At 43.2% G+C, this 24711-nt stretch carries 23 protein-coding genes, 1 tRNA gene and 1 pseudogene; 8 read left to right on the top strand and 17 right to left on the bottom strand.

The features are described from left to right. Window positions 1-10 precede the first annotated feature (10 nt). From V7K49_RS16490 to V7K49_RS16480, 3 genes are all read right to left on the bottom strand, one after another. Window positions 11-403, bottom strand: coding sequence for an alr0857 family protein (locus tag V7K49_RS16490; protein WP_334870015.1), 393 nt, complete (start codon window positions 401-403; stop codon window positions 11-13). Between the two features lie 16 nt (window positions 404-419). Further along, on the bottom strand, window positions 420-926 hold the full coding sequence (locus V7K49_RS16485; RefSeq protein ID WP_335206568.1) for an HNH endonuclease: 507 nt from the start codon (window positions 924-926) through the stop codon (window positions 420-422). Window positions 927-1040: 114 nt separating this feature from the next. Next, on the bottom strand, window positions 1041-1289 hold the full coding sequence (locus V7K49_RS16480) for a hypothetical protein (RefSeq protein ID WP_273765966.1): 249 nt from the start codon (window positions 1287-1289) through the stop codon (window positions 1041-1043). A gap of 71 nt (window positions 1290-1360) precedes the next feature. On the opposite strand from V7K49_RS16480, the gene V7K49_RS16475 reads away from it, so the two are divergent. The 3 genes from V7K49_RS16475 to V7K49_RS16465 all read left to right on the top strand — a co-directional run bounded on the left by V7K49_RS16475 (window position 1361) and on the right by V7K49_RS16465 (window position 4854). Further along, on the top strand, window positions 1361-1696 hold the full coding sequence (locus V7K49_RS16475) for a hypothetical protein (RefSeq protein WP_273765967.1): 336 nt from the start codon (window positions 1361-1363) through the stop codon (window positions 1694-1696). A 522-nt stretch (window positions 1697-2218) separates the two neighbouring features. After that, window positions 2219-4237 carry a sensor histidine kinase gene (locus V7K49_RS16470; protein ID WP_335206470.1) on the top strand — a complete coding sequence of 673 codons (2019 nt, stop codon included), beginning with the start codon at window positions 2219-2221 and terminating at the stop codon, window positions 4235-4237. 8 nt (window positions 4238-4245) lie between these two features. Further along, window positions 4246-4854: an SRPBCC family protein gene (locus V7K49_RS16465; protein WP_334870019.1), complete on the top strand. Its 609-nt coding sequence runs from the start codon at window positions 4246-4248 to the stop codon at window positions 4852-4854. Between the two features lie 90 nt (window positions 4855-4944). Here the strand turns inward: V7K49_RS16465 and V7K49_RS16460 are convergent. Next, window positions 4945-5017: transfer RNA gene (locus V7K49_RS16460), tRNA-Glu, on the bottom strand. A 325-nt stretch (window positions 5018-5342) separates the two neighbouring features. On the opposite strand from V7K49_RS16460, the gene V7K49_RS16455 reads away from it, so the two are divergent. After that, window positions 5343-7262: a cation:proton antiporter gene (locus tag V7K49_RS16455; RefSeq protein ID WP_335206468.1), complete on the top strand. Its 1920-nt coding sequence runs from the start codon at window positions 5343-5345 to the stop codon at window positions 7260-7262. Window positions 7263-7335: 73 nt separating this feature from the next. On the opposite strand, the gene V7K49_RS16450 is transcribed toward V7K49_RS16455, so the two are convergent. Further along, window positions 7336-7995: a cytochrome b N-terminal domain-containing protein gene (locus V7K49_RS16450; RefSeq protein ID WP_334870023.1), complete on the bottom strand. Its 660-nt coding sequence runs from the start codon at window positions 7993-7995 to the stop codon at window positions 7336-7338. A 443-nt stretch (window positions 7996-8438) separates the two neighbouring features. Next, the gene (locus tag V7K49_RS16445; protein ID WP_335206466.1) at window positions 8439-9134 is read right to left on the bottom strand and encodes an esterase/lipase family protein; all 696 of its coding nucleotides are present in this window, start codon (window positions 9132-9134) and stop codon (window positions 8439-8441) included. Window positions 9135-9742: 608 nt separating this feature from the next. On the opposite strand from V7K49_RS16445, the gene V7K49_RS16440 reads away from it, so the two are divergent. Continuing rightward, window positions 9743-11248 carry a hypothetical protein gene (locus V7K49_RS16440; protein WP_335206464.1) on the top strand — a complete coding sequence of 502 codons (1506 nt, stop codon included), beginning with the start codon at window positions 9743-9745 and terminating at the stop codon, window positions 11246-11248. Window positions 11249-11779: 531 nt separating this feature from the next. Here the strand turns inward: V7K49_RS16440 and petJ are convergent. The 8 genes and pseudogenes from petJ to V7K49_RS16400 all read right to left on the bottom strand — a co-directional run. Continuing rightward, window positions 11780-12124, bottom strand: a complete 345-nt coding sequence (gene petJ / locus V7K49_RS16435; protein ID WP_273765975.1) for a cytochrome c6 PetJ — start codon at window positions 12122-12124, stop codon at window positions 11780-11782. 244 nt (window positions 12125-12368) lie between these two features. Then, the gene (gene petE / locus V7K49_RS16430; protein ID WP_335206463.1) at window positions 12369-12788 is read right to left on the bottom strand and encodes a plastocyanin; all 420 of its coding nucleotides are present in this window, start codon (window positions 12786-12788) and stop codon (window positions 12369-12371) included. Window positions 12789-13190: 402 nt separating this feature from the next. Further along, the gene (psbV, locus tag V7K49_RS16425) at window positions 13191-13682 is read right to left on the bottom strand and encodes a photosystem II cytochrome c-550 (protein ID WP_334794642.1); all 492 of its coding nucleotides are present in this window, start codon (window positions 13680-13682) and stop codon (window positions 13191-13193) included. Window positions 13683-13815: 133 nt separating this feature from the next. Next, on the bottom strand, window positions 13816-14031 hold the full coding sequence (locus tag V7K49_RS16420) for a hypothetical protein (RefSeq protein ID WP_273765979.1): 216 nt from the start codon (window positions 14029-14031) through the stop codon (window positions 13816-13818). Between the two features lie 252 nt (window positions 14032-14283). Beyond that, the gene (locus tag V7K49_RS16415) at window positions 14284-15120 is read right to left on the bottom strand and encodes a carbohydrate ABC transporter permease (protein WP_334870035.1); all 837 of its coding nucleotides are present in this window, start codon (window positions 15118-15120) and stop codon (window positions 14284-14286) included. Continuing rightward, a complete protein-coding gene (locus tag V7K49_RS16410) occupies window positions 15117-15971 on the bottom strand; it encodes a carbohydrate ABC transporter permease (RefSeq protein WP_442948673.1) in 855 nt (284 codons plus the stop codon). Before V7K49_RS16410 ends, V7K49_RS16415 begins: the two co-directional genes overlap by 4 nt. 423 nt (window positions 15972-16394) lie before the next feature. After that, window positions 16395-17264: a proline iminopeptidase-family hydrolase gene (locus V7K49_RS16405; protein WP_335206461.1), complete on the bottom strand. Its 870-nt coding sequence runs from the start codon at window positions 17262-17264 to the stop codon at window positions 16395-16397. Between the two features lie 1109 nt (window positions 17265-18373). Next, a pseudogene (locus tag V7K49_RS16400) lies at window positions 18374-18574 on the bottom strand (ABC transporter substrate-binding protein); the annotation flags it as partial. 91 nt (window positions 18575-18665) lie between these two features. On the opposite strand from V7K49_RS16400, the gene V7K49_RS16395 reads away from it, so the two are divergent. Beyond that, window positions 18666-18896: a type II toxin-antitoxin system Phd/YefM family antitoxin gene (locus V7K49_RS16395; RefSeq protein WP_322686356.1), complete on the top strand. Its 231-nt coding sequence runs from the start codon at window positions 18666-18668 to the stop codon at window positions 18894-18896. Continuing rightward, window positions 18893-19285: a type II toxin-antitoxin system VapC family toxin gene (locus V7K49_RS16390; RefSeq protein ID WP_335206458.1), complete on the top strand. Its 393-nt coding sequence runs from the start codon at window positions 18893-18895 to the stop codon at window positions 19283-19285. The genes V7K49_RS16395 and V7K49_RS16390 overlap by 4 nt, the downstream gene beginning before the upstream one ends. A 16-nt stretch (window positions 19286-19301) precedes the next feature. Here V7K49_RS16390 and V7K49_RS16385 read toward each other — a convergent pair whose 3' ends face one another. Further along, window positions 19302-20522: an ABC transporter substrate-binding protein gene (locus tag V7K49_RS16385; protein ID WP_335206565.1), complete on the bottom strand. Its 1221-nt coding sequence runs from the start codon at window positions 20520-20522 to the stop codon at window positions 19302-19304. Window positions 20523-20752: 230 nt separating this feature from the next. Here V7K49_RS16385 and V7K49_RS16380 point away from each other — a divergent pair, with 230 nt between their 5' ends. Further along, the gene (locus V7K49_RS16380) at window positions 20753-22171 is read left to right on the top strand and encodes an MFS transporter (RefSeq protein ID WP_335206456.1); all 1419 of its coding nucleotides are present in this window, start codon (window positions 20753-20755) and stop codon (window positions 22169-22171) included. A 115-nt stretch (window positions 22172-22286) separates the two neighbouring features. Here V7K49_RS16380 and accD read toward each other — a convergent pair whose 3' ends face one another. Continuing rightward, on the bottom strand, window positions 22287-23237 hold the full coding sequence (accD, locus tag V7K49_RS16375; RefSeq protein WP_335073985.1) for an acetyl-CoA carboxylase, carboxyltransferase subunit beta: 951 nt from the start codon (window positions 23235-23237) through the stop codon (window positions 22287-22289). 599 nt (window positions 23238-23836) lie between these two features. Further along, window positions 23837-24685, bottom strand: coding sequence for a prepilin peptidase (locus V7K49_RS16370; RefSeq protein ID WP_335206564.1), 849 nt, complete (start codon window positions 24683-24685; stop codon window positions 23837-23839). Window positions 24686-24711 lie beyond the last annotated feature (26 nt).

Raw genomic sequence — 24711 nt, 5'->3', positions numbered from 1 at the left:
ATGATTTCGTTTATTCGCTCATGACAGAAGCACTGCTCTCTTGAGCTTCCTGCCAAAGTTTGTGCAAAAAGAACTCAGCGCGATCGCTCATAGTGGTAACAAACACACCTACAGCATCCTTAGAACTATTTGATAGCCAAGAACCTTGCAGAGTGACTTCCATATATTGGGTATCGCAGGCACACAGAGCTATGATTTCTGTGTCATCTCTTTTTACCTCAGATTTAAGCACTTCTACTTCTGGCAAATCAACAGGAAGCAAAAAGGAAGCGCTACTGGGTTCAATGCACAAACTTTGCCCAACTCGCAGGGCCAAAATCACTCGCTGCGCTACCCATTCTTCTAGCGACAGAGTGAAACATTCCAAATCAAAGCTGCTTTCAGTGTAAGTTAATTTCAGCATTCCTTATGCTCTCCTGCTATTCCAGGCTTGCTTGCATATCTATCCAAAACTGTTCGGCAAAAGAAATCGCGGGGTGGATTGGTGCTTTTGGTTTGGTACGCAGTTGCATACCAGCTTCAAACAAAGTGCGATCGCCTTTACGGGAGTTACATCTTTCACAAGCTGTGACTACGTTATCCCAAGTGTCAGAACCGCCTCTTGATCGCGGCATCACATGATCTAGCGTTAGATGTTTGCCGCTACCGCAATATTGGCAACTGTGATAGTCTCGCCGCAACACTTCCCGCCGATTGACTGGCGGAACTCTCCACATCCGCTCATTAGAAGTGATTGTCAAGCGAATGTGTTTTGGCACATCAATTACCAAACTGGGTGAGTGAACTCGCCATCCGCCTTCTGTGGTAAAACCCAGCGGTTGAGCTTTGTTGGTTACTAACAGCACAATCGCCCGCTTGATATTGATCCGACACAGTGGCAAGTAATTTTGAGAAAACACCACCACAGATTGCTCTAACACTTGCATTGCGTTCGCGCCGCGCATTGAAGATATCGTCACAGCTTCACTCCTTATAAAAAAACCCCCGCTTCAAGTTTTAAGTGAAGCGGGGGTTAGAATTGACCGGAAAATTTTCTGGTCTCATATTGGTACAGTATTCTTTTGCCTGTACCCCCCGCTTTCTTCATCTAGTTGTGGTTTTGCAATCAGCCTACTAATGCTGAGATGTCTAAAATCATAATTACCCTCTGTGATTTGCCCAAAATTCCGGCTACCATCGCCCATAAATAAATACTCCACTTCCATAGCAGCTGATTCCCAACCGGCTCGGAAATTGGTAGCGTACAAAGAAGTGGAGATGGGGTAAATGGATTTCACAGAAAATTTCACCTATTGAACATTCCTTTAAACATACTACACTTGTATTACTGTCCTGTCTATACCTTTAAGGAGAAATAGTGATGCATACGATCGCTCGCACCCCAACTACCGATATGGAAGTTACCAGCATCCGCCTAGAGCGGGAACTCAAAGATAAGCTCAAAGAAATAGCTGGCAATCAGGGATATCAAGCTTTGATCCGAGATATCCTTTGGAATTATGTCCAGCAAAAATCAGGTGAGTGGAAGCCTCGATTTTCGCGGACTGACATTCGAGCTAGCATAGCTGCCACAGCTCAGCAAGAAGAACGCTGTGTACTCACAGGTCAACTAATTCAACCCCAACAACCAATGTTGTTAGGACTGACCAGAAATGGCGATATGGTTCCTCTGAGTGTCGAGAGCTTGGCTGGATAGTCTTATATTCAGGCAATGCAGCCCAGTTATTAGCAAAAATAATTGGGCTGCATTTAGAATTTAGCCTTATTAATATTTTACTGAGAGTTACGGAGATAAAAGAGTAGCTTGTTAAACCTACTAGTTTATAAAAAAATGTAATAAAAATTTATCAAGTAAGCTAAATAATTTTACGTAATATTTAAGGGCAATTTTGCTGGAATTCCAGAGGAATTACGGTTTATGTATACTTAAAGACAGGATAAAGTTAGTAAATTATTTCAACATAGAGCAGTCAAAATAAGCTAACTGAAGCATTTATAGGATATCTGGAGTATTTTATTACTTATCTAAGAATGTAGCAATTTGCTTGATCAAGCGGAAACTTGGCCATCTGAGATAGAAAAGGGCTATAACAGGTGAGAGAAAGATATTCATACAAGATTTGTCAATTATCAGGGTGTATCAACACATAACGCTGAAGAATATGCCAAAAGGTTGGGTGCAAGAAGAATGGGGTTATTATCCGAGGGCGTGCCAAGAATGAAAAAGCCTTTATCGTCGCCGCCACATTACGTAGATGACGTAGATCGACTACAACCTTACCAAGTTAAGCTGATGCAGCATCAGGAAGAACCTACCCGCCAGTTGGTGCAAAAGATTAACCAAATCATTGCCAACAGTTCAGCGATGGCATTGATGGTACAAGATATTGCCCAATTGCTAGGAGTTGCTTTTCAAGTAGATTGCTGCTGCTTAGTTTCAGTAACGGGTGAGACATCCGACGAAGCGACTACTACTAATTGGTGTGCTGATGAGTATCTAGGGTTACCACACCCAGAAGAGATGTTTTCGATGGAACAGTTGCTTATGCACTCGCCAGTGCTGCAATGTGCTGCTGAACCATTGACTATTCAAGATATTTCCATCATTCAAAATAGTCTGGTAATTGGCTGTCAGTATTTGCCGCTACCGATAAAAGCCGTTTTGGCAATTCCTACCCGGTTTGGTGGCAATAATAATGGGGTGATTAGTCTGATTAAATTCCAACCCTATGATTGGAGTGAATCAGAAAAACAACTGCTCAAAGAGGTGGAGTCGTCTTGTGCGATCGCTTTTTCTCAAGTGGCACAAGCTAAACTAATTACTCATCAACAACAGTATTTGCAAAAGAGCAATCAGTATCAAAGCTTGATCAAGCAATTAACTTTACTGAGTCGGAGCAACTTGGAGCTGAATCAAATGCTCCAGTTAGTTATCGCCTCTACTGCCGAATCTCTACTGGCAGATCGGGGTTTGCTTATACTACTAAAATATACAGATCCACTATTTAGGACTCAAGCTAAAAAACAAATCCCCAAAGCGAAAGCTACCGTGAGTGGTGAATGGGCTAGGGAAACACAAAATTACAGCACTACTAAACCAGATATCTTGAATCAGTCTTTCTTGATATCAGAGTGTGGTTTATGCCAGCGTGCCTTCATAGATTCTGTAAAACCAGTAATCTTTGATAACTATACAGAACAAAACGATACCTCCTGTGCGGCTCCATTATTTGCAATAAAGGAATTGCCTGCGGTATTATTAGTGCCATTAGAGAGTCAAGGTACAATTTTAGGATTCTTGGTGCTACAGCAAGCTGTCACTCGCAGTTGGCAAGCAGCAGAATTAAATCTTGTAGAAATGGTTTGTGCTCAAGTAAGTAACGCCATAATGCAGTCAATGACATTGGGCGGAGTCCAAAGTTTGGTAAAAGATCGGACGGCGCAACTCCAGAGTAGTCTTGAACTCCAGGCAAAATTGAATGAAAGAAGCCGACAATATGTTGAGCAACTGCGGAAACTTAACGAACTCAAAGATGAATTTTTGAGTAACATGAGCGATCGCTTGCGCTATCCTTTGACAAACATGCTGATGTCAATTCGTAACTTACGTTTGCCAGGAATCGCGCCAGAGCGTCAAGTTAGATACATGGATATCCTAGAGGAGGAATGCACAAAGGAAATCAACTTGATTAATGACTTGTTGACACTCCAGAAACTAGAGTCGCCTCACGAAGCTCCACAATTAAAAACTATAGATTTAAATACTAGAATCCAGGATATAGCAGCATCTTTTGGGAAAAAACTCGCAGAAAAGGGATTAAAGATTTCTGTAGATTTACCAGAGGAATCGCTAAAACTGCAAACTGAACTAGAGAGTTTTGACCGCATTTTCCAAGAGTTGTTAACCAATGCCTGTAAATACTCAGAGCATGATACTACCGTCCACTTACAAGCCTCTCATCAAGTTGCTCAACAAATTGATCAAGTTATCATAAAGGTGACGAATACAGGACGTGCCATCTCCGAAGAAGAAGCGACCTACATCTTTGACAAGTTCCGTCGCGGAAAAGGACGCTGGACTCCAGGGGCTGGCTTGGGACTTGCTCTAGTCAAGTCTTTAGTGCAGCATTTGAATGGAACGATCGCAGTTGAGAGTCTCCAAATCTCGGATTCTGAACAGAGCGAAATTTGCTTCACCCTGACTTTGCCCCAATTTTGTGACGAAAGCAAACCATAATTCTGAAAGTGACTAAAAAACAGAACACAACACAGAACCTTGATTTCCAGTCTCTTAGTAATGACATCATCCTCGAAGGGGATTTGACTGCTGATGCAGTCGCTTTGGCAGCTAAGGTAGAAATTCAAATTGAGAAAATAGCAGAGCGACAGCGACAAATCAGCGCTAAAGTCCAAATTCCCCAACCAGTGGAACAGATATGGAAGGTTCTGACAGACTATGAAGCCTTACCTGACTTTCTCCCCAACCTCGCCAAGAGTCGTCTAATCGAGCATCCCAATGGTGGAATTCGACTTGAGCAAGTAGGCTCCCAGCGCTTACTGAATTTCAACTTTTGGGCGCGGGTAGTTCTGGATTTGGAAGAATGCTTCCCCAAAGAAATTAATTTCCGCATGGTCGAGGGAGATTTTAAAGGCTTTTCTGGTAGCTGGTGTTTAGAGCCTTATTCCCTCGGTGAGTATGGAGGAACAAATCTTTGCTACACAATTCAAGTTTGGCCTAAACTCACTATGCCAGTGGGAATCATTGAAAACCGCTTGAGCAAAGACCTGCGGCTAAATCTTCTGGCTATTTACCAACGTGTAGAAGAGTTAGCCAGCAAAGAACCTTATGTATAGTTAAACTATCATTCAGGAAAAATCTTGAATGATAGTTTTGCTTCGTAGATTTTGAGCAAAAAATACTTTTGCTTTTTTATCCTTTTTAAGTACCCCCAGGGGAATTCGAATCCCCGTTACCTCCGTGAAAGGGAGGTGTCCTAGGCCTCTAGACGATGGGGGCATCGAACTCAGACCTTTTATAAGGTAACGAATTTCCTTGCCGTTGTCAACAGCTTTTGCCAAAAAAAGTTTGTGGCAGCTAAACTAGGTGGAGGCAAAAGCTTGAAGAGAATACAAAACATGGAGACACAAAAAGAATTTCGTAGACGCTTGTACGGGAAGGTGCAGGGTGTGTCAGCGTCCAGCACTTGGAATTTAAGGGGACGCCCAGAGAGAAAAAACGCTAAACTCAGCAAGGGGCAAAGGGTATGATGTTGTACCCTGTAGAGTTAATATCTCCGATTTTTTACAAAAGATTTTGAAATAAATCGCTCAAAATCTACAACATGGAAGCATCTTTTGAAATTACCCTACAGATGGCGATCGCTGTCTTTGCAGGCATTAGTGCCCAAGTGCTGGCTGCATACTTTCGGATACCTAGCATCGTCTTGTTATTGCTGTTGGGTATCCTGTTTGGCTCTGATGGCATAGGGCTATTGCATCCCCATTTGTTAGGCACTGGAGTGGAAGTTATTGTCGCCCTAGCAACGGCAATAATTTTGTTTGAAGGCGGACTTAATTTGGATCTGCGAGAGTTAGGTAGAGTTTCAGTCAGCCTGCAATTGCTCGTTACTCTAGGAACGCTGATCACATTGCTTGGTGGGAGTATGGCTGCTCACTGGCTGGGTGAATTTCCCTGGAACATAGCTATTCTTTATGCTTCCATAGTCGTGGTGACAGGCCCAACTGTCGTTGGCCCCTTGCTCAAACAAATCAATGTAGATCGCCAAGTAGCAACACTTTTGGAAGGGGAAGGGGTTTTAATTGACCCTGTAGGAGCTATCCTTGCCTTCGTGGTTCTCGATACCATTTTGAACGGCGATGCTGGCCCGATCAATGCAATCATCGGTTTACTCATGCGCCTGGGCGTTGGTGCGGCAATTGGTGGTGCAGGCGGTTATCTGATGAGCTTGATTTTCAAACGCGCCAGTTTTCTGTCATTCGAGCTAAAAAACTTAGTGGTGTTGGCGATACTTTGGAGCCTGTTTACCTTATCGCAAATCATCCGCAGTGAATCGGGAGTAATGACAACAGTGGTTGCAGGAGCAGTATTTGCTAACTCCTCAGTCCCAGAAGAACGTCTGTTACGGAGCTTTAAGGGTCAACTGACAATTCTCAGTGTTTCGGTGCTATTTATCTTATTAGCCGCTGATTTATCCATTGCCAGTGTGTTTGCTTTGGGTTGGGGTAGTTTATTCACTGTTTTGGTATTAATGTTTGTCGTTCGCCCGATTAATATCCTCTTGTGTACCTGGAACAGTGACTTAAACTGGCGACAGAAACTATTTTTAAGCTGGGTTGCTCCTAGAGGAATTGTTGCCGCTTCCGTAGCTTCTTTTTTTGCGATTTCGCTGACACAGCGTGGCATTAACGGTGGTGATTCGATCAAAGCTCTAGTCTTCCTGACAATTATCATGACTGTTGTCTGTCAAGGTCTAACAGCTGGCTGGGTTGCTAAATGGCTGCAAATTACCTCTAAAGACGTAACTGGGGCAGTGATTGTGGGTTGTAATCCGTTGAGTCTTTTGATTGCCCGGTTTTTTCAAGAACGCGGAGAAAACGTGGTCATGATTGATACTGACCCCCAATGTCTTGTTCAAGCCGAGGCACAAAATCTGCGGGTAATTGCCAGCAGCGGGCTGAATGCTGCTGTTTTGGAAGAGGCAGGACTTGCCTCTATGGGTACTTTTTTGGCTATGACAAGTAATGGCGAGGTGAATTTTGTTTTGGCTCAACGGGCGGCTGAGGAATTTAAGCCGCCGCGTGTCTTAGCTGTTTTCCCCCGTGCTCCGCAAGCAAGTATCTCGGTTAGTAATAAAGTTAATCAAGCTTTTATCCCAGACTTAGCGATTAAGACTTGGAATGAATATTTGAATGATGGGCGAGTTAAGCTGGGGACAACTACGCTAAATGAGTTGGAATTTTCCACTCAATGCGATCGCATCCAAGAAAAGATTCAGACTGGGGTGTTGATACCGCTATTGGTAGAACGAGAAGAACGCTTACAGGTAATGCCAGCTAACCAAGAGTGGGAAGTTGGCGATCGGATTATTTACCTATTGTATGATCCCAGACCTAGCCTTTTAAAACGCTTATCTGGTGCTACCCAATCCACTCCCCTCTCTCTAGAAAAGTTACCAGAGGTTGAAGACCTATCCCTCGCCCAATTATCTGAAGTTTCCGCTAGTGAGGTTCCTGGGGGATGAGCAGGCTGAGGAAGAATATAACTCCTAACTCAGCACTGGCTCAACCATAGCTATCCGCTAACAGCACTCTTTATTAGCTTTGGGAAGGAACAAACTCGCCTTCTGGTGGTTGTTGCAAATTACCAATTTCTGGTTTTGGCGCTTCTTGATACATTTGCCATTCTTGCCACAGTAAAGCAGATAAATGAACTATGGCAAGAATTAGCGTCGCCATCGAAATTAGATAACTGTGTATTGTGTAAAGGTGTTCGACAGTAACTGTGTTAATTGCTCCACCCCCAGTTAGGATCTCGCGCAGTTGTCCACCAATGAAAGGAATTGCTTCGATGGTTCCCAACTCAATGTTAAAACGCCAGTATCCTTCCTGAGTCCAATCTAGAATCATCGCTGTCCAGTCCAGCCCGATCGCACTTAAAGTTAACAAAATCCCGCTAATCCAAGCAGCCAGCCAACTCTTGCGAAATCGCCGACCTAAAAACATCACCACAATTTGAATCAGAGCGATCGCAATTACCGCGTTACCAGCAATATCATGCGCTCTCAGAAACAACCAGCCGTATGGCAGTTGTGTATTAATCATCTTCAATGAGTTATAAGCTCCGCCTGCTGTCGGTTCATAGTAAAAAGACAGCAAAACTCCCGTAGATACATAAATTAAGCACAGAGTCAGAATCACGACTGATAATATCGTCGCTATTCTTCGCAAAATCTTATCGAACTGGGTGCTTTGCATGGCTCACCCCTCCTGTTCTTAACTAAGTATTTATTCTTGTTACAATTTTAGCTAATAAATATTAATAAATGTTGCAATTCTCTGAAAAAGATAAAGTTTTTTAAATCTGATATATTGCACTATTCTCGATGAGCCAACTAGCCCAAGTCCACTTAAATGGACTAAAACCGTTTACTAGTGCTCTTTAGACGACTTTAGCTATTAGCCTAGTAATGAATTACTAGGCGATTATTGGACTAGTACCGCAAGGCGGAAGTCAAAAGTCAAAAGTATTATGGAATAAGCTCTTTAAGGATTTTAAATGATTGCTCTATTTACGGCGTGGTATACTAGTTCAGCGTGCGCGTAAATCCAGCTACCATCTCAATTAACCAGACCATTGATTGAGCAACTGGTTAAAGGTAGGCAGACTGGCGCCACAGTGTACTAGTGTAAGATATCAGTTAAATTAAATATTGCAGCCAAGCTTTTAAGGGTTCTGCTGAACCATACCAGATCCCAGGACTTCTCGGAGAATGCCTCACACCTTGAATAACAAAATTTTCTGCGCCTTCTAAGTGAGCAGCTTCAATCGGTGTGATTCCATCTCCCCAAGTGTTACCCTTGCCACAGGTTAATTGGTAACTACTGTAAGCTAACCAGCTACCGCGCCGCCTTTCCCCAAAGATAGTTTTGCCAGCCACACAAACGTAACGAACGTTTTTGTAAAAAGCTCCTGGGTAGTTATTGGTCACAAAATCTAGATTGGAGCGTGTCCAGCGTTCTTGACTAACATGGGGTGTCCCCAAGGTGATGAGAGTAGCAACCAGGGGATGCGCTTCCCAGAGAAATGGTTTGACATCACCGCGTGCCAAGTAGGGCTTTTCTCCCATGTAGATGCGGGATATCCAACCTCCGGCTGAGTGACCAATCAAGTTAATTTGAGTAGCATTATGTTGCTGCAATATATGCTTGATTGTAAGATGAAGTTGTTGCAGAATCGGTGTTACTGATCTTCCTCCAATAGTGGGTAGCCAGTCACGCCGTCGCAGTGGTACTGTAACTGTGGGAAAATCTAACTCTTGTAGGGATTGTTCTAGTTGGCGGTAAGCGATCGCATTTTCTAGATATCCAGGCACAATAACTGTCGGTAACGGCATTTTAAATTTTTGCTGCAATGATTGATGGTTTGAAACTTTTTTACGAAGAAGTAGTCAGATTCAGAAGCTAGAATTGCGATTTGATGACTGACTCCTTTTATAAAAACTCAAATAGCTTTAGTCGGTACTAGAATGTCAATAAAATTGTACAATGTGCAACAGTTTTAGGGGCTGCTGATGTGGTAGTATTTTTACATAGGTCCTAGATTCGGACAAGCAAGTGTGCCATCTGTTACAGAAGCGTAGTTAGACTGGAAAACAGTAGACAAAACCAGGCAACTTCAGCAAATGTTGTGATGTACTCAGACTTGTACGTTCACTTAAACTTTATAAATACCCTAGATATTAATTTTAATTGTGTGCGTCATAACAGTAAAAAATCAAAAGTAGTAATTTTTCAAATATCTCTTTAGCAAAGTCAAATTTGAAAATATGATCCAACGTCACTGATCAATTAAAAACCTGAATAAATGGCAATTTTGGCGTTTTGATTGCCAGCATAGGAAGTTACTATTTCCTTAGAGGGACGCATCTCTTACAATATCCTGCAAGTCGAAAAGATAAAATCGCTAATCAACTGCAACTGAGCCGAGTGAACGATAACAGCTATGTCTTACGTCTCCCTGTTTAAAAATATACCAGAAATCTTAAGCCAGCCAATTGGGATAGCAGCTATAGCTTCTCTTGGCATCCACGGTGCTATTGCGATGATTGTGCCATTGATGCCTATGGACTCTAACAAGCCCAAACAAACAGCATCATCCAAAACAGTCGGACTTTTGGAATTGAGCCAAGCCGACCAAAACCGTTTACCGCAAAGCACATCCCAAGTTGGTTTACAACAATTTCCTCCAGTAGCGCCACTTTCTGCCCCTAACTTTAGCGCCCAAACTGGATTGCCCCCATTGGCACCAGCCCCATCCAGTCAGCTAATACTGCCTCCGCTACCCCCATCATCGAATAACTATCGAGTCTCCTCCTTGCCTACAAGGCAGTCTTTGCGGATGATTCCTAGTGAAAATTTGCGATTTGACGCCTCTAAATTTGACAGTTCTAAATTCAATACCAGCCCGAAATTCTCGCCATCAGTTCCTCGTTTGAATAATAGTGATACTAAATACCAGGTAGTTAAGCCACTGGCTATTAATAGGTTGCCAGAGTTGGAGTCGCAGAAAATACCTGATGATATTCTGCAAAATGCCCAGTCTCCGAACCTATCTGAGGCTACCCCTATTCCAACAGCACAGGGAAATAGGACTTTACAGATGATGCAACCGGGTAATGATATGTCTAGAATTGCTCAAAACCCGCTGATAAATTCTTTAAAACAAGCTCCAAGGGCTGGGCATAGCTTAACCCCAACTAGGGGAACCACGCTCAAGACACCTGATTTATCTGGAAAAGGATCTGAACTGGCGATCGCCCAGTTAGACTCCTACGCAAACCTGAGAAAAGAAGTCCAGCAAGAATACCCTACTGCTGAACAAAAACCAGTTATCCGCCAAACATTACCCACAGATAAGCCGAATCTTGAAGGTGCTGTTTTGGGTGTATTAGTGGTAGATCCTGATGGTAAGGTCTTAGATATCAAGTTTCAAAATAAGTTAGTTTCCCCTGAATTGATTGTTAAAGCAAGGGAATATTTCAACAAGCAATCCCCCAAGGGAGATAAACAAATTAGTTCCTATCCATTTAACCTAAGTTTCCAAAACAACATTAGCAACACCACTGGGACTACTCAATTATCTGCACCGATAATCAATAACAATCAGTTTACCCCCTCACCAGCAGCTACTTCTAAACCATTTCCAGAACTGCGAATCAAAAATAACCGGCCTGCGTCCTTGCCGATAGGTACTCTTAAACCATTATCTGCACCGGGAGTCAATAGCAATCACCCTACGCCCTCACCAGCAGTTACTTCTGAACCATTATCTGAACAGCAAATCATAAACCAGCCCACGCTTTCATCGCCAGCTACTACTTCCGAAATGTTATTGCTGCCGAGAGTTAATAATAGTCAGCCTACACCCTCTGTTGAATCAGATGGAAAATTAGTAGAACGGTTGCGCGAAGTGAAGGAAAACAGAGAAAAGTCTAATCCAGAAAAATAATTGCCAGCGGGTGATCTTGGATTAAGAAAAACCTAAAAGCCATGAATGATAAAGATTCTGAATTTATCATTCATCTTTAAAATATCGTTTTTAGCAGTTGACGAACTGGCGATCGCCAGTTCGTCACACTTAGATAGGTAGGCATAATTAAACATATAATAAAATCCTAGTTCCTAGTGAGTGATTCATCGCTTATAGCAAGGTTGCTCAGGACTAAAGTCCTTACGCTTCTAGCTTGGAGTTAGCCTCTGGCAATGTGAGAGGTTAACGCCTGCCGGAGGATGCCCGAACGCAAGAGCGTCTCCTGTCTTGAGAAGGGCTGTAGGGAGAAGACCGCGCTAACTTACTACAAACTTTAATTTATTTACGCCTAGCAAACTTTGAAGTTCCTTAAAAAGTTCTAAGAAGGAAATGCACTCAGGGATTTCCAACAAATAAATTCTCTAATGTTGTGGGGTGGGCGTCTCGCCCACCAATAATTAAAGGTAGGCAAAGACACCCACCCCACAAGAACTAAACGGTATTCCTACTTTACCAGCCTTGTTCTGCATTCTGAAAAACGTAAGCAGCTACCTCCAAAATCTCCTCAGGACTTAACTTGCTTTTAAAGGCAGGCATGGCATTTTTTCCATTTTGCACTTGGTGGATAATCGCCTCGATTGAGTCACGATCATAATTTTCTAGGTACTTTGACAATGCTTCCTTTTTCAAGGTTTTCTGGCTAATAAGGATGTTACCGCCACCTATATGGCAAGAAGCGCAGTTAGCCTCGAAAATTTTAGCACCGTTAGATGTTTCGGCAGCTAGTGCTGGACTAATGAATGTCAATTTGAATTGGGCGATCGCTAACAGTAGGATTAATAAAAGTATTCTCAACAGTATTTCCTCGCAACAAGCCTCCAGCAAGAGTATAAACGTGATTAATCCCTGATTAAGTCAAATTTGATCAAAAGTGGCGGTAACGAGTTCACACCTCCATCGCCACAGGTTGTTTAGCGTCTTAGGGGAGGATAGGACTCGTTACCGCCATTTATGCTTTTTGTGCGTCACTCTAGAAGTGTGGCGTGTTGCTATGAGCTAATTTCACTGAGAAATCATTTTGTGTCAAAGGTTGCTATTTCTAGCCTTGGACAGTGATTGTACCAACCATGCCAGCACCACGGTGAGGTTCACAGTAGAAGGTGTAGTCACCAGCAGGTGCGTCTGTTGCAAAGGTGGTTGTTTCCTTTTGACCAGGACTCATGAGCAACTTCTTATGAGACAGAGATTTTGCTAAATCAGCGCTCTTAGTGGGGTTTTTGGCAGCATCAAACACAACATTATGGGGGGGAACTTTGTTGTTCACCCATTCAACTGTGTCGCCTGGTTTAATGGTCAACTTTTTCGGTTCAAATGCTAGCATTCCTTTATCGCTACCCAATTTCACCTGGTAGGTTTCAGCCGAAGCACTGGGAGTAAAAACAGCAAAGCTGCTAACAACTAAAAGGATTGTCAACACAGCTAAACCAAGACGTCGCCAGCTTGCTGAAATCAATTTCATGGCTCTCTCCTAACAAATAATTTTTTTCCTTTCCTCATTTTAAATAAAATCAACACCAAATATGACAATCTGTCATAGATACAATTTTTTTTTTAAGAATGGGCAGCAATTTATTGCCAAAAGCTGTGCGATCAGTAATAAATGCTAGACTGCGATCGCCCAAAAAACCTGTGAAGAAAGGTAAACAGTCAAACAAGAGATTTTTATTTTTTCTTTAGGAATATTTTTACTTTTCAGAATTTTTTATGCACTAACCGGGAACATTTTGTGCTGTGGTGAGAACGAGAGCAGCTAAACTTTAGTAAAAACTAGGGATTGGGGACTAGGGACTAGGGACTGAATTCTTTTCAATCCCCAATCCCCAGTACCCAATACCCAATGACTCAGTACTAATTCCGGGATTTAGTAATAGATTTTTCCGCCTCCCCACTTAGTGCCAACGATTTTGGGTTGTAAGAGAATATGACCGGCGATTGCCCCCAAGTCATCATCCGTCAGATTTCGCATTGTTGTGAAAATATCTGCGCTTTTGATACTGGGGTGTATTTCGGAAATCTCTTCTTCCCCGTCGTAAGTAGTGGGATTTTTCAGGTAATCCACCAAGCCTTCAACGTTGTTACGGTTGGGTGTTGCCAATGCCAGATCGTCTGGAGTGAGTCCCACGTTCTGGTTTGTCTTGGTAACTCCCCCAGCATGACATTGGGCGCAAGCGTAATTAAATAAGCGTTTGCCTTCTTTGACTTGTTTAAGGCTAAGTACGGTGGTTTCACCTTGAGTATTTAATGGCACCGTTCGGGTAGCTTTGTCCAGTTCCACTGCTGTCGCGCTACCGACAAACAACTGAAACGAGAGTAAAACAGTGGCCACAACAACGCCAATTAGTCTTCTAAACATGTTTCCCCTTAAAAATTTTGACGCTCAACACAGCTAAGAAAGCGATTCTCAATCTCCAAGCTACTAATTGCTAATAGACTCATTGTTTTTTGTCATTAGCTATCAGTGATTAGCCAAAGTCCGAGATAACCCTTCAGGTGATCTCGTTATCACCCACCAAGTTGCTAGTACCTTTTGGGCGTATTTCAGACGATATTTGGGAAATAATTGCCTTTGCATCTTCTAACGCCAAACGGGTCTTTTGGTGTCTGTAGGCAATTCCCAGTTGGTTGCACAGAGAAAACACTTTTTCTACAGGAATGCTGTAGTCAGCTGCTATCTCTGCGATCGATAGGTCTACAAAACCCATAATGCTTGTTAACTGATAGATAGAGATTGAGTCGCTGTAATACCAATATCACGTTAGGAGTGCAATTTGTTGCCCGAAATACGGTTTGGGGATCGGGAGGGGGAAAGAGGGCAGGGGGGGCATACTTCTCTACGAGAGGCTGCGCCAACGACTGCGCCCTTCGGCTACGCTCAGCACAATACTCAGTAACCAGGGGAGCAGGGGGAGTAGGGAAGAGTTTTCCAATGCTCCATGCCCAATGTCCTATGCCTATTAACCCTTTCCCCCGGTAAAGGTAACGCTTTGAATAAAGTAACGATTAAAAAAGGCGTAAATGCCTAAAGCTGGCAGGGTGAAGACCATAGAAGCCGCCATAATGTAGTTCCAGTAGCTGATATATTGACCTTTGAAGGTGTTCAGCCCCAAAGGGAGAGTAAACATTTCTGGGTCAAATAGGATAACTATAGGCAGTAAAAAATTATTCCAACTCCCCATGAACACAAAAACTGCCTGTGCTGCTAGTGCTGGTTTTGCTAAAGGTAAAACAATATGTCGGAAAATTCCAAAAGTATTTAAGCCATCCAGCTGGGCTGCTTCTTCTAGTTCTTTAGGAAAATTAACGAAAAACTGCCGCATCATGAAGATAAAAGTGGCATTGACCATGCTAGGCACAATCATGCCTTGGTAAGAATTCAGCCAGCCGATCGCTTTCAAAATCAAAAATGTCGGAATTAGGGTGATTTGCGCTGGTACTGCCAGTACTGCCAGGATTAGGAAGAACCAAAAGCGCTTGCCCACAAAACGCAGTCTTGCCAAAGCATAACCAGCCATTGAATTTAACAACAAGTTTAAAAGCGTGACGCTGACGGCAATCACCACACTGTTGAGCAACCAGCGCCAAAACAGCGGTTCTTGCAGAAAGATTTGCCTGTAGTTGTCAAAAGTAAAATTCTTAGGGAGAAAGTTGGGTTCACCACTGACAATCTCTGTTAGCGGCTTAAATGATGCTGAAAGTGCCCAGAGGAAGGGAATTAAGGTGACGATTGCATAGAGTGTCAGCAAGACGTACAACAAGACTTTGAGCCAGGATAAGCCAGAGATGTTAGTCAAATCCGTTCGCCTCCAAAAAGTCGTCGCTGAATCAAACTGATGGCAATGATCACTGCTGTCAACAAAAATGCGATCGCAGCTGCATATCCCATTTGTAAATTCCGAAACACAGCTTGGTAAATTAGCAGCACCACAGTTAAGGTAGCGTTGTTTGGCCCGCCAGTACCGCCAGAAAAGATGTAAGACTGGTCAAAAAGTTGAAAAGTCCCAATTACCCCCACTGCTATCACAAAGAAGGTTACAGGCTTCAGCAAGGGAAGCGTAATGTGGATAAATTGCTGCCACCCATTTGCGCCATCAAGTTCCGCCGCCTCATAAAGTGTTTGGGGTATATCCTGCAACGCCGCCAGATAAATCACCATGAAAAACGGCGCAGTTGACCAAATGTTCATGATCATAATCCCTTTGAGCGCAACTGCTGGGTCACCCAACCAGTTATAAGTAGGTAGCCCCATAAAAGCGAGAAAATCATTTAGTAGCCCATTAGTGTTATAAATCCACATAAAGATGAGCGTCAGCACTGCTGAAGAAGTGACTGTGGGCAAAAAGTAGAGGATGCGCCACCAGTTTTTACCGCGAATCCCAGAATTCAGAGTTACCGCCAGAATTAAAGCCAGGACAGTTTGAGTTGGCACAACAATGGCTACATATTCTGCTGTGTTTCTCAAAGCAATCCAAACCCTTTCATCTTCAGCTAATCGTGTAAAGTTCCGAAAACCGATGAACTCGTACTCAATACCGCCGAGGAGTTGAACTTTTTGCAAGGAAAGAAAAACGGCGCAGAGAATGGGTAAGACTACAAAAGTTCCTAAGACCAGAATGGTAGGCATCATAAACATATACCCAGCCATGTTTTCTGTGATCTGCCACCTGGGGTTACTCCGCCGCCTGCTGATTTCAAACACTACTGAACCTCCACCTAATCTCGCACTAACCCGACTGTAGCGATGGGTCATGCATGATTATTTATCGTACTCCGTGTTCAGAACTCGAAACTTTGTGTTCAGAACTCGAAACTTTATGCTCAGAACTTGAAACTCCGTGTTCAGAACTCGAAACTTTATGCTCAGAACTCGAAACTCCGTGTTCAGAACTCGGAACTTCGTGCTCAGAACTTGAAACTCCGTGTTCAGAACTCGAAACGCCAAGCTTTTTTCTTAGAACTTCGTGCTCAGAACTCGAAACTCCGTGTTCAGAACTTGGAATTTCCAGAATTCCAGAATAAGTGAAGAGTTAGCTTTAAGGAATATGAGACTCAACTTACAATCTCACCTTTACAGGGCTGTTTCGACACGATTCAAAAATTCGCTCAAGACTTGCAAGAATCGTTCCGTCTCTTCCAAATGAGGCATATGTGAACTGTTTTCAAACAGCACCCACTCAGAGCCAGAAATACCCTGGTGAACTGTTTTAACACAAGTAGGCGTAACCTCATCGTAGCGACCTGAAAGTAGCAGTGTCGGCACGATAATTTCACCGAGACGATCTTCAATATTCCAGTCGATGATTTTGCCTGCACCCCGAAACTCTGTACCAACTTTGCTGTAGGCTCTAGTTAAGCTGCTGGGCCAAGGATCTACTCGGCAAAGAAAAGAATGATTGAAAGCTTCCATTGCCTGTTTATATTCGGGGTCTTGAGTTGTATCGTCAGCTTCATGCTTACGAATGACTTGTTGTACTTCAATTGGCAGCTCATTCATTAGGCTATAAGCTTCAGTAACAAATTGTTGAATACTGCAAGGTGTACTAGCTAAAACGAGACTGACTAATCCAGTCGGTTGGGAAAGAGCATGTTCTAGGGCTAAACAACCACCCCATGATTGCCCAAAAAGATGAACCTGTTCTAAATCCAATGCGCTGCGAACAGCGAAGAGTTCTTCTTTGAACAAATCTATGGAGTATAAGGCGGGGTCTGTGGGGCGATCGCTATTACCACACCCTAATTGATCGTAAAAAATAACTCGCCTTCCGGTTGCTGCGATCGCTTCCAAAGGTTCTAAGTAGTCGTGGGGTACTCCTGGGCCTCCATGAAGACACAGCAACGGTAGCTTGCCAGAATCTTCTTGGTCTGGTTTAACGATGCGATACCATACCTGATGACCACGAAATGAAATAAAGTCTTCAATGGCAGAAGTTACAGTCATGGAGTTAGTGTTTTACTGCTCAAACAAATATACTCAATTACGCGATCGCTTGAACCTCATTGAGTTTATAAATTGGGACGCCCAGCGATGCCTACGGCGACAAGCTACGCACCGCTAGGTATCTTGACGATTATGTCATCCTACTTCTGTGGTTGATTTGAGGGAAGTTGACAAGTCCCCTTTTGGAACTGGTACTCAATTCCTAGCCCTCTTAAATAAAAGGTCACAGGGTTACAGCCGGATAGCAGGGCAGCAAAGATAGGAGCGATCACTACAAGGGTAAGGAACAAGTAAGCATACTTCCCAGGAGGCAAGTTTCCCTTGGGAAGTAGGGATGAGTTTTTATTTTTAACGAACATGATTTTATGATGAGAGTGATGTTTAATTGAAATTCGGCCTGGAGAGATTCCGGGCTTTTTTCTGTGAATAGAAACTGCAAAAGCAAAAGCCCCAGACATAGACAGCCTGGGGCATCTGCATTGAATGCGCTGTTATTGCTATTGCTTACAGATTTGATAGAATGTTGCACTTTTTTGACCTCCTTGGGTTTAATCTAGGAGGCTTGCCTTGAAGAGAGCGTTTGCAATAATTCCGGTAGCTAAAAGCTTGATTTTATACTGCTTTATTTGACCGGGTATTCGTGCATACAACTCAAATCACAGATTGCAACAGCAATTCGTGACAAGCTGTGGACATCTGCATATAAAATACAGTTATCCTACGCTTCTTCAAGGCTAGGCCTGAAGTTTGGTTGAATGAACGAACACCTAAGCAGCATTCACGGTTCCTTTCCCTTTTTCCGTCCCACCGTTTTTCACATTGATGAAGCTAAAGACCCATAGAAACATTGCTGCGGGCGTTCTCGTTAAACGTAAACGTGCCCCAAGGACGGAGGAAAGCAACCAAAATAAAGATAACAAATTTTCAACGTCTGAAGCAATTGGCACGAGTAAACTTTTCTGCAATCTCTTGCACTTAGCGATTTTCCAATACCTGGCACTGGTTCCAAGAGCGATCGCAATGAATCTTGGTCATAGCCAGTAAATATTTAGTAATAGTTCATGCTATGTCCTATTAGAAAGTGATTTGGTGAAGGTAAGAAAGATTGCTTACTCCATCGCCCTAATTTGCTGATTAGCTTCATTCTGTGCCTTCAGCATCGCTTGATTTAATAGTTGTTGCCCCAGCAAGGCGCTGACAAACTGATTATCAAAGTTATTCACGATCGCCCCTGGATACTTACCTACCTGCCAAGATGTAGCATAATCAACTCCCGCCACTAATGGCGATCGCAGTAGGTCTTGGTCATAGGCGGGAAATATTGAGCATTTGTATTGTAAGCAAGTGAGAGACGATGCTATGCCCTATTAGAATATGACTATAGTCATGACTACGGTTATTATGAAATCAATTTCCAAAAGTAAACTCAAATCTCAACTTCTTGAGTTTTTGCGACTTGTAGAGTCAGAGGGAGAAGAAATTGTAGTTACTGATCGCGGTAAGCCAGTCGTGAAAATTTCCAAATACGCACAAGCACCTTCAACAGAGGAGTTATTTGGGGAGATGCGCGGTAAAGTGAAGTACTTTGAGGATTTAACTACACCAACCACTGAGGAATGGGCGCAATTGTGAAGATAGTCCTTGACACTTGTGCCCTAATCTGGTGGAGTTTAGATCCAGCTAGACTTTCTGAACAAGCCAAAGAAGCGTGCAACTACATGGAAAGGGATAAAAATGGTCTTGTCCCGTCCATAACCATATGGGAAATTGCTATAAAAATCAAAAATAAAAAACTAGATTTAGGAGTCAATCTTAACGAGTACGTAGTAACGCTGAAAAAGTCTAGTGTCGTTCAGATTGTACCGATTGATGAAAATATTTGGATGGAAAGTGTCAATTTAGAATGGGGTCATCGAGATCCAGTAGATCGAGTTGTTGTCGCACTAGCCAGAAGTAATCAAGCTGCAATAATTACAGCGGATAAAGAGATAGCAAATTTCTACTCAGAAGTGATTTGGTGAAGGTAAGAAAGATTGCTTACTCCATCGCCCTAATTTGCTGATTAGCTTCATTCTGCGCCTGTACCATCGCCTGTTTTAATGGTTGTTGCCCCAACAAGGCGCTGACAAACTGGTTATCAAAGTTATTAACGATTGCCCCTGGATACTTACCTACCTGCCAAGGTGTAGCATAATCCACTCCTGCCACTAATGGCGATCGCAATGGGTCTTGGTCGTAGCCCAAATTCTTTGCAACTGATTTACGTGTTGGTAAAGCAAACCCTTTTCCTGTCCACTTCTGCATCCCTTCTTTACCCGTGAGATAGGAAATCAACTCCCAAGCTTCGGCTTTGTGCTGTGCTTGCTTGTTCATCACATAGGCAACGGTAAATACCATCGTGCCTTTTTTGTCATTAATAGTAGGCACTGGTGCGGTAGCAAACTCTAGTTGGGGAAAGGTTTCAGTTAGATAGGGAATTGCCCAGTTACCTTCAATCACCATTGCTACTTTACTCTGACCAAACATTTCACTACCTGAGTTTGTCCCCACATCAGATTTTTGGGCAGAGGAGTGGTCTTTTTGATACTGGTCTACTACCAACTCTAAACCCTGCAAACCTGCCGCACTGGCAAAGTTAGCATAACCATTTTGATCAACAAGTTGTCCACCAAAGGCTTTAATTTTATAAGCCTGACGCGCCAATTCGGGAATTTCTCCAAAGCCGTATTTGTTAATTTTGCCTGTCAATTGTTTCGAGTAGTTACGTAATTCCTCCCAAGTAGCTGGCGGATTACTCAAGCTTGCAGCGGCGAATGCTTTTTTGTTATAAAAGAGGGCAAGGGTAGAATAGTCTTTAGGAAAACCGTAAATCTGGTTCTGGTATTTGAAGCTATCGAGTAGTGTATCCTCAAAGTCCGTTAGGTCAAATTCGGGAGTGATGTAAGCATCTAACGGTTCCAAAACATTCTGACTCATCAAGAAAGGAGCTTCCAGCGCATCCAGATAAAAGACATCAGGCGCAGCTTCCCCAACTAAACGAGTTTTGATTACATCCATGTATTGGTCGGAGATTACCTCATATTTCACCTTAATAGTTGGATGCTGTGCCTCAAAGTCTTGCAACACCTGTCTCAAAAGTTTTTGCTCAACAGGGGAGCCTCCCCAACCACTAAGTTTAATGGTGACTGCGGTAGACGCTAAGGGTTTGCTTGGTAATTGTAGACTGTGACAAGCAATGATGGCGATCGCGATCGCCATTACCAGTCCCAAAAAATTAAACAATCTTTTCTTGATCACAGACAAATAACAGTCTCTCTCACCTCACTTATATCTTGTGTTATTAATGAGTGATATTTTACTTCTCTGAAATTTTTGTTAAAAATTGCAAGCTGAAATAACGAAAACTTATCAGGAATATTAATGAAAGCATACTGAGTTCCAGGGCAACCGGATTTATATCAGGATGTTTTACTCATTAAACATATATTATGGATTTTGTTCAGGTTGAAACAACTGCGCCACTAACTCTGGAAATTTCCCAGATTGCCTTACCACTAACAGTACTCTCTCCAACCTCTCGAATTCCTAAAGATACTATTCGCACAAGTCTAAGAGCCTCCACTACAGATTCTGTCTTAGCAGCGGTTTACTCCCTTGGAACTGGCGGGATTTTACTCAGCAATTTCTTGGTGGAATTAGGTGCTAGTCCAGTGGTCTTTGGGATGCTGTCCTCTATCCCCATGTTGGTCAATCTGGTTCAGCCGTTGGGTGCTTACTTGTCTGAACGCAGCAACAGCCGCTTTCAATATTCTCTTCGGACACACGGAATTGGTCGGCTACTATGGCTGGTTCTAGTAATCAGTATTGCAGGCGTAAGCTGGGGAGTGGTTAATACTCACCAGTTAGTGATATTGACACTCTTGATTGTCCTATTTAGCAATCTTTTGGGAGGACTAGGAACGGCATCGTGGTTAAGTTGGGTAGCAATGATAGTTCCCCGGCAATTGCGAGGCAGATATTTTGGCATACGCAATAGTGCTGCTAGCCTCACGAATTTGGTTTGCATACCAATGGCCGGTCTAGCTGTATCACATTGGTATGGTGGAACTCTACAAGGCTATGGGGTGATTTTGCTGGTAGGCATCGTGTTTGGAATTATGGGATTAGGGTGTCAGTATTTCCAAGTGGATATGAATCCGCGCTCGGAAAATACTTATTATGGCAAGTTACCTCAAGCAAGTGAGATTCAGCCAGAGGTTGCTAAAGATGAATCATCTGAAATCGTTCAATCAATTCATCCATCACAAAACCAATTAGCTGACAGTCTTTGGAAAAACTCTAACTTTTTGAGATTTCTGCTGTATTTCAGCTTCTGGACGCTTGCTGTGAGCCTCAGCAGTCCTTTTTTTAATCTCTACATGCTGGACAGGCTGGATTTGGATGTGAGCTACGTGACTATCTACAACAGCCTTCAGGCGGGGGCGACTTTGCTGATGCTCATCCTGTGGGGCAAATTAGCAGACAAGATAGGCAATCGTCCCATCCTCATCTGTATTGGAATTTTGGTTGCAGCCACACCAATGCTGTGGCTGGGGATTGGTGTTAATCGCCTTGACATCTGGTTGTGGTTACCCCTGTTACACATCTTGAGTGGAGGGACTTGGGCGGCGATTGACTTGTGCAGCAACAATATACAATTGGCGATCGCACCAAATAAAAATCAGTCTATCTATTTTGCGATCGCAGCTGCCGTTGCTGGGGCGAGTGGTGCTTTGGGCACAACGATAGGCAGCTTCATTATCCAATTTGCTCAGTTTGGAGGCTTACTGGGGTTATTTGCCCTCTCTAGTCTATTCCGACTAGCAGCGCTTGTTCCACTGTTTTTTGTCAAAGAGCCGGGAAGATGAAGGAATCAAAAGTGAGGAGTTAGAAGTTAGGAGTGAGGAGTTATGAATTTTTCACTTCATACTCTTCACCGGAGTTTCGGAGTCTCCGGCTTTGCTCCTAACTCATAACTTTTGTTTATTCTGCTGCGGTAGAAGTTAAGGACATTGTTTCCCACAACACCATATGAGGTGTTGTTAGTACAGGCTGATGTAGGGCAATCAGCTGGGCTAGGGTCTTCTTTAATTGGGTACGGGGTACGATATCATCAACAAAACCGTGCAGGAGCAAATCTTCAGCAGTCTGAAAATCATCGGGTAATTTTTCGCGTAGGGTTTGCTCAATTACTCGCCGACCGGCAAAACCAATAGTTGCCTTGGGTTCTGCCAAAATGAGATCGCCCAACATCGCAAAACTTGCGGTAACACCGCCCGTTGTGGGATTTGTCAAAACGGGAATATATAATAGTCGGGCGTCTTTATGGCGCTGTAGGGCTGCGGAGATTTTCGCCATCTGCATCAGGGAGAGCATTCCTTCTTGCATTCTCGCGCCACCAGAGGTGCAGACGATAACTACAGGATACCGCCGTTGAGTGGCTTGCTCAATCATCCGGGTGAGTCTTTCTCCCACGACCGAACCCATACTACCACCCATGAAACGGAAGTCCATAACCCCAAGGGCAATAGGCAAACCGTTGATTTGACCTAAACCAGTTTTAACCGCGTCTATTAAGCCAATTTTCTCCTGTAATTCCCGCAAGCGATCGCTGTAGAGTTTGCGATCGCGAAATTCCAGCGGATCGGTTGGACGCAAATGCTCGTCCAGCGGTTTCCAGGTATTGTTATCTATCAATTGACGGATGCGCTCATCACTGTCTACCCGATTGTGATGACCACATTCGACACAAACCATCTGATTGGCTTTCAGGTCTTTTGTGTATGCCAATACGCCACATTTAGAACATTTATGCCACAGACCATCAGCAATTTCACGCTCTTGGCGTTCCAGGCTGGTAGATCCTGATTTCCGTCGATTTGCAAACCAATCAAATAGAGACTTTAAACCGCGTGATTCTTCGTTGTTAGCCATTTTTTATTTTATTTTAAGTGGGTATGAGGTCGAAAACATGTCAAACCGTATCGGGTTGTCCTTAGTCTTTTGTCATTTATCTTTACTAATGACTCATGACTACATCGTCAAACTTCGCTTTTAAGCAATTCAGACCTTAATTTTCATCTTTGGTTGCCAGCTTAACGAAAATACTTATGCCAATACAAGTCTCTTAGTGCTTTATTTCAGCAGACTTAATTATATGGACGTACTGACAAAGCCATGAGAATACCAACCTCCAAATAAGATGCTCTCCCCTCCCACCCAAATCAATTATTCGTATTGCTAGGTTATGAACAACCAGCATCTATTGCACTAGTTGTGCTTGCCAACGGTTAATCGTCGTTAAGAGGGTAATACAAGTCACAAGCTGAATATTATCAAAATATGAAGGGCAGATGGGGTAATGCTGGTTACAGTCACTAATTATAAATATTTCTTATGTAAGGGCATTGGGCATTGGGAAGAGGCAGAGGGGCAGTTCTTGCTGGGAGCAGAGGAGAAAGAGATAATTTTTTATTCTCCCCCTGCCCCCTTGCCCTCTGCTCCCCTGCCTTTTCCCCAATCCTCACTCCAATTCAAGAGGCTGGAAAAAATAACCGCAGGTAGCTAGACAAAATGGCTTCGCCGCTAAACAGGGTAATCACAGATCCTAAAGCCAGAAAAGGGCCAAAAGGCATCTTTTGTCCTAACCTTTGTCGCGATGTCTCTTGAGTCAGGGCTTTGCGTCTACGCATAATAACACCGCTGCCAACTAATGCGCCCAGCGCACAGGCAATAAAACTAGCCAAGAGCAAATATTTCCAGCCTAACCAGGCTCCCATCATGGCTGCTAACTTGGCGTCACCTGCACCCATTGCAGCTTTACCAAAGGCAATTGAACCCAATATGGCGATCGCATCAAACATCCATAAACCCAATACTGCACCAACTATCGCCATCATCAGGTGATTTACCAATGTTACCGAACTAGCCTCTGGTAAAAAACCAACCACCATTTGAAACAAAATCCCTACCACCAAACCCGACTGAGTAAGTGGATTGGGTAGAGTCATTGTATCTAGGTCGATAAGCGATAGCGCCAATAACCAACTACAAAAAGCCCAATAGCCTATTGTTAAAGTCGAAACTTGAAATACTAAAAAAACCAGTAAAAAAATTATGCCCGTTACCCCTTCTACTACAGGATAACGGACAGAAATTTTGCTTTTGCAATATCGACACCGCCCTCTTAACGAAATCCAACCAAATACTGGTACATTATCGTAAGCTTTTAGCTGGTTTAAGCAATGAGGACAACGAGAAGGCGGCCAAAGAATTGATAATCCAGCAGGTAGCCGATAAACAATAACGTTGATAAAACTGCCAATAGATGCACCCAAAGCGAAGACCATTACACCCGCCAAAACGGCGAACAAAATGTCCATATAGTCCTTTATCATTTGTCCTGTGT

It is taken from the genome of Nostoc sp. (assembly GCF_036919675.1).
Taxonomy (GTDB): domain Bacteria; phylum Cyanobacteriota; class Cyanobacteriia; order Cyanobacteriales; family Nostocaceae; genus Nostoc.
The sequence above is the reverse complement of the archived record's forward strand: the minus strand, read 5'-3'. Positions and strand labels throughout refer to the sequence as shown.

Coding starts and splice junctions, on each gene's coding strand:
- petE (WP_335206463.1), bottom strand. CDS start 12,788: ATGAAATTGATTTCAGCAAGCTGGCGACGTCTTGGTTTAGCTGTGTTG.
- V7K49_RS16450 (WP_334870023.1), bottom strand. CDS start 7,995: ATGCAAAGCACCCAGTTCGATAAGATTTTGCGAAGAATAGCGACGATA.
- V7K49_RS16405 (WP_335206461.1), bottom strand. CDS start 17,264: ATGACTGTAACTTCTGCCATTGAAGACTTTATTTCATTTCGTGGTCAT.
- accD (WP_335073985.1), bottom strand. CDS start 23,237: ATGGCTAACAACGAAGAATCACGCGGTTTAAAGTCTCTATTTGATTGG.
- V7K49_RS16380 (WP_335206456.1), top strand. CDS start 20,753: ATGGATTTTGTTCAGGTTGAAACAACTGCGCCACTAACTCTGGAAATT.
- V7K49_RS16370 (WP_335206564.1), bottom strand. CDS start 24,685: ATGGACATTTTGTTCGCCGTTTTGGCGGGTGTAATGGTCTTCGCTTTG.
- V7K49_RS16385 (WP_335206565.1), bottom strand. CDS start 20,522: ATGGCGATCGCGATCGCCATCATTGCTTGTCACAGTCTACAATTACCA.
- V7K49_RS16475 (WP_273765967.1), top strand. CDS start 1,361: ATGCATACGATCGCTCGCACCCCAACTACCGATATGGAAGTTACCAGC.
- V7K49_RS16440 (WP_335206464.1), top strand. CDS start 9,743: ATGTCTTACGTCTCCCTGTTTAAAAATATACCAGAAATCTTAAGCCAG.
- V7K49_RS16490 (WP_334870015.1), bottom strand. CDS start 403: ATGCTGAAATTAACTTACACTGAAAGCAGCTTTGATTTGGAATGTTTC.
- V7K49_RS16485 (WP_335206568.1), bottom strand. CDS start 926: ATGCAAGTGTTAGAGCAATCTGTGGTGGTGTTTTCTCAAAATTACTTG.
- V7K49_RS16420 (WP_273765979.1), bottom strand. CDS start 14,031: ATGGGTTTTGTAGACCTATCGATCGCAGAGATAGCAGCTGACTACAGC.
- psbV (WP_334794642.1), bottom strand. CDS start 13,682: ATGTTTAGAAGACTAATTGGCGTTGTTGTGGCCACTGTTTTACTCTCG.
- V7K49_RS16455 (WP_335206468.1), top strand. CDS start 5,343: ATGGAAGCATCTTTTGAAATTACCCTACAGATGGCGATCGCTGTCTTT.
- V7K49_RS16395 (WP_322686356.1), top strand. CDS start 18,666: ATGAAATCAATTTCCAAAAGTAAACTCAAATCTCAACTTCTTGAGTTT.
- V7K49_RS16470 (WP_335206470.1), top strand. CDS start 2,219: ATGAAAAAGCCTTTATCGTCGCCGCCACATTACGTAGATGACGTAGAT.
- V7K49_RS16410 (WP_442948673.1), bottom strand. CDS start 15,971: ATGGCTGGGTATATGTTTATGATGCCTACCATTCTGGTCTTAGGAACT.
- V7K49_RS16445 (WP_335206466.1), bottom strand. CDS start 9,134: ATGCCGTTACCGACAGTTATTGTGCCTGGATATCTAGAAAATGCGATC.